We start from the raw sequence: 12,169 nt of genomic DNA, 5'->3' as shown, positions 1-12,169 counted from the left end.
ATGTGAACATGCTTGCAAAGGAAGACCGACCACCTCTTTTCGCCTCGGCGTCCGTCTACATCATCGGCGCCCTTTTCGTGTGTTTCACGGCCTGGGCATCGTTCGCCGAGGTGGACGAAATCGCGCGCGGCGACGGCAAGGTGATACCCGCCTCGAAGACGCAGGTGATCCAGGCCAGCGAACCCGGCGTCGTGCAGGAGATCGCCGTCCAGATCGGCCAGATCGTCAAGAAGAACGACCTCATCATCCGGCTCGACAATTCGGGCAACACGTCCAGCCTCGGCGAAGAAAAGGCCAAGGCGCGAGCCCTGCAGGCACGCATCGCGCGGCTGCAGTTCGAGCAGAGCGGCAATGTCGAAGGGGCGTTCCCCTGCCCCGCGGAAATCCAGAAGGTCGCGCCGGAAATCTGCGACAACGAGCAGAAGCTGCTCGTGGCGCGCCGCGACAATTTCGAGGTCAAGCTGTCGGTTCTCAAATCGCGCCTCGATCAGCGGGAGAAGGAACTGGACGAGGCGGTCGCCAATTCCGACCGCCTGTCCAAGAGCCTGGCCGTGACCGACCAGGAAGCGGCGCTGGTGGAACCGATGGTCAAGAAAGGCCTGATGGCCAGGACCGAGCAGCTCCGCGTCGAGCGCGAGCAGACCGACCTGCACGGACAGCTTACTCTCGCCGGAGAGACGATCAAGAAGACCCGGTCGGCAATCACCGAGGCACAGCTTCAGGTGAACGAACTCGGCCTGCAGTTGCAGCAGGAAGCGTTGAGCGACCTGACGCAAGCGCTCGCCGACCTGTCCGTGGTTGACGAAACCATCCGGGGCGCCACCGACAAGGTCGCGCGCACCGATATACGCTCGCCGGTCGACGGCATCGTCAACACGCTCGACGTCAATACGATCGGCGCCTTCGTGCAGCCGGGAGCGGTCGTGGCGGGCATCGTGCCGACATCAGAGACGCTGCTGGTCGAGGCCCGGGTATCGCCGCGCGACGTAGCCTTCATCCAGCCTAACCAGGACGCGCTGATCAAGGTCACGGCCTACGACTTCTCGATCTTCGGCGGCATCGAGGGCAAGGTCTCCAACATCACCGCCGACAGCCTCGTCGACCAGAAGACCGGCGAACCATACTACCAGGTGCGCGTCGCCACCGAGAAGTCGACCCTGATGAGGAACGGCAAGACCTATTCGATCATCCCCGGCATGATCTGCTCGGTCGACATCAAGACCGGACGCAAGACGATACTCAACTATCTCTTGAAGCCGATCAACAAGGCGCGTCAGGAGGCGATGAGTGAGCGATAGCGCCATCCGCCCAGCCGCGTCCCGCGAAAAGCTGCTGCCGGCGCTCGCGGCCGAGGATTTCGGCCCGGAATTCCGCGTCGTGGCACGCGGCGGCGTGCGTCGCGGCATCCGCCTGGAACGCGCCTTCTGGGTGTCGCTGAAGCAGATGGCGGAAAGCCGCAAATGCACGATCGGCATGCTGGTCGAGGAGATTGCCGAACATCATCCCGATCAGGGCAATCTCACCTCGGCGATCCGGGTGGCCTGCATGCGCGGCCTGGCCGAGGAAAGCATGGAATTGCGCAAGCTCGCATCGATCCGCACGATCAATGCGATCCTGGTCGCTTGTCCGTCGCCCGCCTTCGCGCTGTCGTCATCAAAGAAGATCCTGGCCTTCAACGCGCCCTTCCAGCAACTGGTCAGGCGCCAATTGCCGAGCGCGCCCGGCGAGGATGGACGGCAGGACTTGAAGCTGGCGCTCGACCTCAACGTCACCGACGTCTTCGCCAGGCTCGACGCCAATGGCGAAACGCCCGTCACCAGCGGGTTCGTCATCGGCGCCGGCGAACGGCGCTATCGTGGCCAGCTCAGCGCCGTGCGCGCGCCCGTCGCCGAGCCGGAACTGCTGATGGCATTCGTCTTCAACGGCTGAAGTGCCTGGCAGCTCGGCTGCTCGCTCGGCGCCGGACAGTGCGACCTGACGGAGTGCTGCCCCTTCAACGAAGGCTCGAAACGGACCAGCTACGGTCTCGGATTCAAAGCGGCCGATGCTTCCGGCACCCCTTCGCCGGGCGCGATCGTCGCAAAGCCGCCGGCAATATCCGCGACCTGCGCGCCGGTCTTCGACCCATGGATCCAGGCGCGATCCGTGCTGAAGGAATAGAGCGGAACATAGTCGGGCAGCTGGGTATCGGCCAGGACGAGATTGCTGAGGCTGTCGAGGATGAAATTGCCGCTTCCGGTGCTCACCGACACGACGGCGTGGAAGAACTTGCGACGGCGATCCTGAAGCACCACAAGCGACATGCTTTGCGCGGGAATCCCGGCGCGCAGCAGCGCCGCCATCTTCAGTATTGCGTAGTCCTCACAATCGCCGGCGCGATGTTCGAGCACTTCAGAGGGCGTAGCCCAATGGTCCATCACGCCATAGACGGCCATATCCGACTTGTAGGCGATCAGCCGATTGATGCTGCTGTTGATGAAGGACAGCTTCTCGCGGAAAGCCTTCCTGCTTGCAATGTCGATGATCTCGCCGAAAGCCGCGTTCTTGCGATCGCAGGGGCTGCCGGCCTTGCAATCGACGATCGCCTTATAGACCGGAGCCCAGTGCGCCGAGACCGGGAAGTTGCGCATCGACAGCGCGACCGAGCCGAAGACGCCGGGAATGATCGCGGCGGTCTGGATGGGGTCAACGCCGGGATCGGCCTTGGCTTTGGAAAGCGTCCCATCCGCGTCGGACGCCGCCGGCGCGTAGCCAGGCGAAAGATTCGCTAAGCGGTATGCAGTTGCTGGCCGCCACGGCTGCGGCCGGGTCAATGAAACGCCGCCGAGGCTCGCCGGCGCAAGCACCCCTTGCAATGCTGGATCCGTCCCCAAATCCATGCTGGCCGAGGATGGATTTGCCTGAACGGCGAGCCCGATCGCCAGCAAAAGAAGCCTGATCCCCGTCATCCCCGGGGCTGCTCTTTGTATTTTCATAACGCCCACCTTTGACTGTGGACGCTACCAATCTTGTCTCAAATTAAAGGAAAGGAATTTGGGTAAATTTCCGCGAATCACCCTATTCTATTTTCCATCAAATTTTATTCAAATTTATACTTCTGTTTACCAAGCTGGTGCGGCGTTCCGCTGACTGCCGCGCACCTCTCAATAAGAGGCATATCCCAATATATCATCGCGATTTACCAAGTGCAAAAAATGCAATTCGCTACATATCCCAATATATTAAATGGATTGAGGCTCTGTTGCAAAGTCCAGGCCTCACATGTCTCTTTCCGGGAAATACCGAAGGGGCTTGAGCTATGACGACCAATATCGAATTCGACGCCGTTTCAAATTCCTGGGACGAGCACGCGAGCGCCGGTGAAGATCATATCCCGGCAGGTGTGCAGGTCGCACAGGCGACCACGGCGAGCGAACCGGTGCCGGTCGATGTCGGCAGCGGCGCGCCGGCCCAGGGCGCGACCAATGCCCCGGCCGCAAACCAGCCGCCGGCCGACGCGAACGCCCCCGCTTCCAACGCCCCGGCCTCCAATGCCGCCAAGGGAAACGCACCGGCGGCAAACACCGCGGCCTCCAACGTTCCGCATGAATATCACGCCGAAGCCGGCAACGTCGTGAAGCTCCCGGCCAATGTCTCCATCGACAACATCAAGGTCGACGGGCACAACCTCGTGCTGGTGCAGCCCGACGGATCCGAGATCGTCATCAAGGACGGCGCGCTCAACGTGCCGACCTTCATCCTCGGCGACGTCGAGGTGCCGCGCGTCGCCCTGATCGCCGCGCTCGAGGCAAGCCATGTCGATGTCGCCTTCGGCGCCGACGGCTCGATCTCGGCCGGCGGCAATGGCTCGCCGGGCAGCGCGGGCGGCAATTTCGAACATCCCGCCGGCGGCATCGGCGACGGCTTCGGCCTCACCGCCCTGCTGCCGCCGACGGACCTGGCATTCGGCCAGCCGGAACACCGCGAGCTGTTCCCGGGCCTGGTGCGCGAGAATTCCATTCCTACGATCATCGACCTGACGCCTTCCGTCGATGGCGGCGACACCACCGTCAACGAGAAAGGCCTGCCGGCAAGCTCAGGGTCGGAAGGTTCCGGCGAGGCGCAAAATCCTGCCCCCAACACCGACCAGTCCGAGATCAACACCGGGACGTTCACCATCAACTCGCCCGACGGCGTCGGCTCGGTGACGATCAACGGCGTGGTAATCTCGGGCGCAGCCCTTGCCAACAGCGCGTCGACGCCGATCAACATCGCGACACCGCTCGGCAACACGCTGACCATCGACGGCTACGACTCCGCCACCGGCCAAGTGAGCTATACCTACACGCTGCAGCACGCCGCGCACCAGCCCAACCCGGGCACCGATTCAATCTTCGACAATATCACGGTGACCGTTACTGACGGCAACGGCGATGTCTCGCTTCCCGGAACGCTCTCGGTCCAGATCGTCGACGACGTGCCGACGGCGCATGCCGATACCGACAGCGTCGCCGCCAACCAGTTCAGCGCCGAGACCGGCAACGTGCTGACGGCAGTCGGCACCACCTCGCCGGTCACCGGCGTCGACGTGCTCGGCGCCGATGGCGCAACCGTCGCCGGCGTCGCCGCCGGCAACACCAATGCCAACCTCGACAGCGCCGCGACCCTCGGCACGGTCATCCAGGGCACCTACGGCAAGCTGACGCTCAATGCAGACGGCTCCTACTCCTATGTGCGCGACGCCGGCACCCAGGGCGGCCATGACGACGTCTTCACCTACACCATCAAGGACGGCGACGGCGACCTGTCGCACACCACGCTGACCATCTCGATCGGCGACTCCACGCCGAGCGACAGCATCCCGGCCCCTGGTCTCGCCTCGACCACCGTCTATGAAGCGGGCCTGCCGCCGCATGGCGGACTGCCGGCCGGCTCCGGCGAGATCGCCGACGGCAATCCAAACAACAACTCCAACACCTCCGAGACCACGTCCGGCACCATCGGCTTCACCTCGCCCGACGGCATCTCCGTCGTCTCGCTCGGTGGCCATGTGCTGAGCGGCGTGCCGCAGACCTTCACCGACGCCACCGGCTCACTGACGGCAAGCTATGTCTATGACGCCACCACCGGCGCCGGCACCATCAGCTACGCCTATACGCTCACCACCAATACATCGGGCGACAACACCAGCACCTCCTTCGCGGTCCTCGTCACCGACACCGACGGTGACAGCGCGCCCGCCGGCAACCTGGTCATCAACATCGTCGACGACGTGCCGACGGCGCATGCCGATACCGACAGCGTCGCCGCCAACCAGTTCAGCGCCGAGACCGGCAACGTGCTGACGGCAGTCGGCACCACCTCGCCGGTCACCGGCGTCGACGTGCTCGGCGCCGATGGCGCAACCGTCGCCGGCGTCGCCGCCGGCAACACCAATGCCAACCTCGACAGCGCCGCGACCCTCGGCACGGTCATCCAGGGCACCTACGGCAAGCTGACGCTCAATGCAGACGGCTCCTACTCCTATGTGCGCGACGCCGGCACCCAGGGCGGCCATGACGACGTCTTCACCTACACCATCAAGGACGGCGACGGCGACCTGTCGCACACCACGCTGACCATCTCGATCGGCGACTCCACGCCGAGCGACAGCATCCCGGCCCCTGGTCTCGCCTCGACCACCGTCTATGAAGCGGGCCTGCCGCCGCATGGCGGACTGCCGGCCGGCTCCGGCGAGATCGCCGACGGCAATCCAAACAACAACTCCAACACCTCCGAGACCACGTCCGGCACCATCGGCTTCACCTCGCCCGACGGCATCTCCGTCGTCTCGCTCGGTGGCCATGTGCTGAGCGGCGTGCCGCAGACCTTCACCGACGCCACCGGCTCACTGACGGCAAGCTATGTCTATGACGCCACCACCGGCGCCGGCACCATCAGCTACGCCTATACGCTCACCACCAATACATCGGGCGACAACACCAGCACCTCCTTCGCGGTCCTCGTCACCGACACCGACGGTGACAGCGCGCCCGCCGGCAACCTGGTCATCAACATCGTCGACGACGTGCCGACGGCGCATGCCGATACCGACAGCGTCGCCGCCAACCAGTTCAGCGCCGAGACCGGCAACGTGCTGACGGCAGTCGGCACCACCTCGCCGGTCACCGGCGTCGACGTGCTCGGCGCCGATGGCGCAACCGTCGCCGGCGTCGCCGCCGGCAACACCAATGCCAACCTCGACAGCGCCGCGACCCTCGGCACGGTCATCCAGGGCACCTACGGCAAGCTGACGCTCAATGCAGACGGCTCCTACTCCTATGTGCGCGACGCCGGCACCCAGGGCGGCCATGACGACGTCTTCACCTACACCATCAAGGACGGCGACGGCGACCTGTCGCACACCACGCTGACCATCTCGATCGGCGACTCCACGCCGAGCGACAGCATCCCGGCCCCTGGTCTCGCCTCGACCACCGTCTATGAAGCGGGCCTGCCGCCGCATGGCGGACTGCCGGCCGGCTCCGGCGAGATCGCCGACGGCAATCCAAACAACAACTCCAACACCTCCGAGACCACGTCCGGCACCATCGGCTTCACCTCGCCCGACGGCATCTCCGTCGTCTCGCTCGGTGGCCATGTGCTGAGCGGCGTGCCGCAGACCTTCACCGACGCCACCGGCTCACTGACGGCAAGCTATGTCTATGACGCCACCACCGGCGCCGGCACCATCAGCTACGCCTATACGCTCACCACCAATACATCGGGCGACAACACCAGCACCTCCTTCGCGGTCCTCGTCACCGACACCGACGGTGACAGCGCGCCCGCCGGCAACCTGGTCATCAACATCGTCGACGACGTGCCGACGGCGCATGCCGATACCGACAGCGTCGCCGCCAACCAGTTCAGCGCCGAGACCGGCAACGTGCTGACGGCAGTCGGCACCACCTCGCCGGTCACCGGCGTCGACGTGCTCGGCGCCGATGGCGCAACCGTCGCCGGCGTCGCCGCCGGCAACACCAATGCCAACCTCGACAGCGCCGCGACCCTCGGCACGGTCATCCAGGGCACCTACGGCAAGCTGACGCTCAATGCAGACGGCTCCTACTCCTATGTGCGCGACGCCGGCACCCAGGGCGGCCATGACGACGTCTTCACCTACACCATCAAGGACGGCGACGGCGACCTGTCGCACACCACGCTGACCATCTCGATCGGCGACTCCACGCCGAGCGACAGCATCCCGGCCCCTGGTCTCGCCTCGACCACCGTCTATGAAGCGGGCCTGCCGCCGCATGGCGGACTGCCGGCCGGCTCCGGCGAGATCGCCGACGGCAATCCAAACAACAACTCCAACACCTCCGAGACCACGTCCGGTACCATCGGCTTCACCTCGCCCGACGGCATCTCCGTCGTCTCGCTCGGTGGCCATGTGCTGAGCGGCGTGCCGCAGACCTTCACCGACGCCACCGGCTCACTGACGGCAAGCTATGTCTATGACGCCACCACCGGCGCCGGCACCATCAGCTACGCCTATACGCTCACCACCAATACATCGGGCGACAACACCAGCACCTCCTTCGCGGTCCTCGTCACCGACACCGACGGTGACAGCGCGCCCGCCGGCAACCTGGTCATCAACATCGTCGACGACGTGCCGACGGCGCATGCCGATACCGACAGCGTCGCCGCCAACCAGTTCAGCGCCGAGACCGGCAACGTGCTGACGGCAGTCGGCACCACCTCGCCGGTCACCGGCGTCGACGTGCTCGGCGCCGATGGCGCAACCGTCGCCGGCGTCGCCGCCGGCAACACCAATGCCAACCTCGACAGCGCCGCGACCCTCGGCACGGTCATCCAGGGCACCTACGGCAAGCTGACGCTCAATGCAGACGGCTCCTACTCCTATGTGCGCGACGCCGGCACCCAGGGCGGCCATGACGACGTCTTCACCTACACCATCAAGGACGGCGACGGCGACCTGTCGCACACCACGCTGACCATCTCGATCGGCGACTCCACGCCGAGCGACAGCATCCCGGCCCCTGGTCTCGCCTCGACCACCGTCTATGAAGCGGGCCTGCCGCCGCATGGCGGACTGCCGGCCGGCTCCGGCGAGATCGCCGACGGCAATCCAAACAACAACTCCAACACCTCCGAGACCACGTCCGGCACCATCGGCTTCACCTCGCCCGACGGCATCTCCGTCGTCTCGCTCGGTGGCCATGTGCTGAGCGGCGTGCCGCAGACCTTCACCGACGCCACCGGCTCACTGACGGCAAGCTATGTCTATGACGCCACCACCGGCGCCGGCACCATCAGCTACGCCTATACGCTCACCACCAATACATCGGGCGACAACACCAGCACCTCCTTCGCGGTCCTCGTCACCGACACCGACGGTGACAGCGCGCCCGCCGGCAACCTGGTCATCAACATCGTCGACGACGTGCCGACGGCGCATGCCGATACCGACAGCGTCGCCGCCAACCAGTTCAGCGCCGAGACCGGCAACGTGCTGACGGCAGTCGGCACCACCTCGCCGGTCACCGGCGTCGACGTGCTCGGCGCCGATGGCGCAACCGTCGCCGGCGTCGCCGCCGGCAACACCAATGCCAACCTCGACAGCGCCGCGACCCTCGGCACGGTCATCCAGGGCACCTACGGCAAGCTGACGCTCAATGCAGACGGCTCCTACTCCTATGTGCGCGACGCCGGCACCCAGGGCGGCCATGACGACGTCTTCACCTACACCATCAAGGACGGCGACGGCGACCTGTCGCACACCACGCTGACCATCTCGATCGGCGACTCCACGCCGAGCGACAGCATCCCGGCCCCTGGTCTCGCCTCGACCACCGTCTATGAAGCGGGCCTGCCGCCGCATGGCGGACTGCCGGCCGGCTCCGGCGAGATCGCCGACGGCAATCCAAACAACAACTCCAACACCTCCGAGACCACGTCCGGCACCATCGGCTTCACCTCGCCCGACGGCATCTCCGTCGTCTCGCTCGGTGGCCATGTGCTGAGCGGCGTGCCGCAGACCTTCACCGACGCCACCGGCTCACTGACGGCAAGCTATGTCTATGACGCCACCACCGGCGCCGGCACCATCAGCTACGCCTATACGCTCACCACCAATACATCGGGCGACAACACCAGCACCTCCTTCGCGGTCCTCGTCACCGACACCGACGGTGACAGCGCGCCCGCCGGCAACCTGGTCATCAACATCGTCGACGACGTGCCGACGGCGCATAATGACACCTTGGCCTCGCCCATCACCGGTCCGACGACCCTTACTGGTCTGCTGAGCAACGACGTCTTCGGTGCCGATGGCGTGGCGACAACAACGCCCGGCGTGATAACGACCACGAACGGGGCTCACGGGACGGTCGTCTACAACAACGACGGAACGTTCACCTACACGCCGACCGGCGTCTACGTCGGAGCCGACACCTTTACCTACACCATCAAGGACGGCGACGGCGACACCTCTACGGCGACGGTCACCGTCAACATCAACACCAATACCGTTCCGACAGGCGGCGGTACTGCATCACTGACGCTGAATGAGGCAGCGCTCGATACAACGCTCGACCTTGCGGCCCCTGCTGACTTGCAAGCGGGCGTCGTGACTGGCACCGATCCAAGCAGCCGAGGGGAGACTGCGCAGGCCAGCAGCGGCATCACCTTCACTGCCACTGGCGAAGCGATCAGCGTCGCATTCGCAAACCCAACAGGGGATCCGAACTGGGTGGCACCAACCGTCTCCGGTCTTGCCGCAGGATATTCAATCAGCTGGTCGCTCGTCGGCGGCCAACTGGTCGGCACGCTGATGCAAGGCGCCACTAATCTTGGAGCGTCCATCTATCTGGCGCTGTCGAACACCAGCGCCGGCCCGAACAGCACTTTGACCCCTGTGGTCACCGCGACGCTGACTGACCAGCTGCAGCATACTGCCGGCTCCGGAAATATAACCATCAATGGACTGCAGGTGGTGGCAACCGACACCAGCGGCGATCATGTCTCCGGCGCTGTCAATCTGACAGTCTTGGACGATGTCCCACGCCCGTTCATCGGCGACGGAATAAATCTGCCCGACTCGCTGCACACCACCTTGACGGAGCATCTCAATTTTGCCCCAGGCGCCGGTGCCGACGGAGTCGGCAATGTCGTGTTCAAAGTAACCGAAGGTGCTCCAGTCACTGACGCCAATGGTGCGAGTGTCTTCCTGAATGGCGAGCAACTCTTCTACCACATCACGCCAGACGGCCACACGGTGCAAGGACTCACATCGGTTGCAAACGGCTCTGATCTTGGCTTTACCGCTACGCTCGACCCGGCAACCGACACGTGGTCCTTCACGTTGAACGGGACGATCTTCAATGGAGCCGAGTTCACGACGCAGGGGGCCGTGGCGACGGGCGGCAACAATCAGGTCAACGCGTTCACCACGCTGACGAGTCCCGATACTCCGAATGATCTGCTGGTGACGGCGAATGGTTCGAACAATGTCAACACCAGCACCGGCAACTTCGGTGTCGGTTCTGGCCAGAGCATCACGAACGGTGAGGCGATCCGCTTCGACTTCGTGACCAATGCATCGACCAGCGGCACAGTGGCCGGCACCAGCTACACCGACCACTATGAAGTCGCGAGCTTCACTCAGGGGCTAACCAAGGTTGTTGGAGGCACGGTGGACCTTACGATCCGGGCAGTGAATGCCGACAATGACTCGGTCTTCATCGGCGACGCTTCGGGGGAAACCACAGCCACCGGTATCACGGTTACTGTCGTGAACGGATCAGGCGGAGCCGCGCCGACGGTGACGGCAAATGCCGACGGCTCTTTCACGCTGCATGGGATGGCACAAGGAGACACCTTCACTGTCGCGGCAAATTCTGATCCGTTCAGCGCAGTCGAGATCTATGGCGCGTCGTCGGGAACCTTCAAGCTCGGCTCGGCCAGCTTCTCGACCGCCAACGCCGTGGATCCGTTCGATATCAAGATCCCGGTGACCGGAACTGATGGCGACGGCGACACGGCGGCCGGCAGCCTAACCGCGCACCTCTATCCGACGAGTTCCTCGCTGGAAGGCACCAGTGGCGTCGACTCGCTGACCGCGACCGCGACCAAGACGACGGTGATGGGCCAGGACGGCAACGACACACTCACCGGCATCAATGGTCACGACACCATCCTGGCTGGCGGACAAGGCAACGATACGCTGACTGGCATGGACGGAAATGACAAGCTCTATGGCGGTTCCGGCGACGACACTCTCATCGGTGGCGCCGGCAATGACCTGCTGGTCGGCGGCTCGGGGCTAAACCATTTGACCGGCGGTGCCGGCAACGACACGTTTGTGATCGATCCATCCAAGCTTTCGGTCCACATTGCCGATGTAATCGCGGACTACACACCCGGCCAGGACGTTATTGACCTTTCTGATCTCCTCAAATCGCTGGGTGCCGGCGCGCCGACCACCGATTCGCAGGCAGGCGCCTCGATCGATGTTACCTTCTCGGGCGGCGCGGCTCACGTGATGGTTGACAACAATGGTACAGCGGCTGGCGGAAACATGGTCGAGGTGGCCTCGTTGACGGGAGTCGCAAGCGGCTCCGTAATCAGCATCCTTTACGATCACAATCAGCCGGCCCATACAGAAACCGTGACTTGACGGTGTGGTGGTTTGGACGACGCAGACTTTTCGGCAGCGTAGCGCAAGGCTGCATGCTTGTGCTATGCATTAGAGAACCGTGAATTCGCAATTCGAAGAGGGGCTTATATGAAACATTCCGCAAGATTGTTGGCGTCGGCCACGGTGCTTCTGCTGGCCGGATCGGCGGGCTTCGCCGCCGACATCATCGGCGAGCCGGCGGTTAATTACTGCCGCACCGTGGGCACTTCGGACCTGGTGCTGACCGACAACATGGTCGAGCTCAAGGACCATGTGGTGAAGCTGATGAATGAATCGGTCGCTGTCGCCAACAGCCCGGAATGGATCAATTCGTCGCGCCCCGCCTTCGTCTGGGCTTCGGAAGCCAAGGTCGCCTGCGGCATGGCCTATGGCTACCTCAAGACAAACTACAAGGACGAAGACACGCTCAACAAATGCGAGTGCTTCCACGACCGCATGGTCGAGTACATGCATTGAGCTGACGGGCGTGCATAGCACCGACCG

The 12,169-nt window shown here is 64.0% G+C and carries 5 protein-coding genes; 4 read left to right on the top strand and 1 reads right to left on the bottom strand.

The window, feature by feature from the left end:
- Positions 1-8: 8 nt before the first annotated feature.
- Complete coding sequence (locus ACR64R_RS27940) at positions 9-1,298, top strand: HlyD family type I secretion periplasmic adaptor subunit (RefSeq protein WP_487359448.1); 1,290 nt, start codon at positions 9-11, stop codon at positions 1,296-1,298.
- Positions 1,288-1,929: a ribbon-helix-helix domain-containing protein gene (locus ACR64R_RS27935; RefSeq protein WP_487359447.1), complete on the top strand. Its 642-nt coding sequence runs from the start codon at positions 1,288-1,290 to the stop codon at positions 1,927-1,929. Before ACR64R_RS27940 ends, ACR64R_RS27935 begins: the two co-directional genes overlap by 11 nt.
- An 89-nt stretch (positions 1,930-2,018) precedes the next feature.
- Here ACR64R_RS27935 and ACR64R_RS27930 read toward each other — a convergent pair whose 3' ends face one another.
- On the bottom strand, positions 2,019-2,948 hold the full coding sequence (locus ACR64R_RS27930) for a transglutaminase-like cysteine peptidase (protein WP_487359446.1): 930 nt from the start codon (positions 2,946-2,948) through the stop codon (positions 2,019-2,021).
- A 350-nt stretch (positions 2,949-3,298) separates the two neighbouring features.
- Here ACR64R_RS27930 and ACR64R_RS27925 point away from each other — a divergent pair, with 350 nt between their 5' ends.
- Both ACR64R_RS27925 and ACR64R_RS27920 read left to right on the top strand, forming a co-directional pair.
- Positions 3,299-11,665 carry a tandem-95 repeat protein gene (locus ACR64R_RS27925; RefSeq protein ID WP_487359445.1) on the top strand — a complete coding sequence of 2,789 codons (8,367 nt, stop codon included), beginning with the start codon at positions 3,299-3,301 and terminating at the stop codon, positions 11,663-11,665.
- 108 nt (positions 11,666-11,773) lie between these two features.
- A complete protein-coding gene (locus ACR64R_RS27920) occupies positions 11,774-12,142 on the top strand; it encodes a hypothetical protein (protein ID WP_487359444.1) in 369 nt (122 codons plus the stop codon).
- Positions 12,143-12,169 lie beyond the last annotated feature (27 nt).

The sequence above is a fragment of the Mesorhizobium sp. MC2-1-1 genome, assembly GCF_057597255.1.
Note: the sequence above shows the minus strand (reverse complement) of the source record. Positions and strands in the feature narration are given on the sequence as shown.

Excerpts from the sequence above, each read along its gene's own strand:
- ACR64R_RS27925 (WP_487359445.1), top strand. The coding sequence starts at position 3,299 with ATGACGACCAATATCGAATTCGACGCCGTTTCAAATTCCTGGGACGAG.
- ACR64R_RS27930 (WP_487359446.1), bottom strand. The coding sequence starts at position 2,948 with ATGACGGGGATCAGGCTTCTTTTGCTGGCGATCGGGCTCGCCGTTCAG.
- ACR64R_RS27940 (WP_487359448.1), top strand. The coding sequence starts at position 9 with ATGCTTGCAAAGGAAGACCGACCACCTCTTTTCGCCTCGGCGTCCGTC.
- ACR64R_RS27920 (WP_487359444.1), top strand. The coding sequence starts at position 11,774 with ATGAAACATTCCGCAAGATTGTTGGCGTCGGCCACGGTGCTTCTGCTG.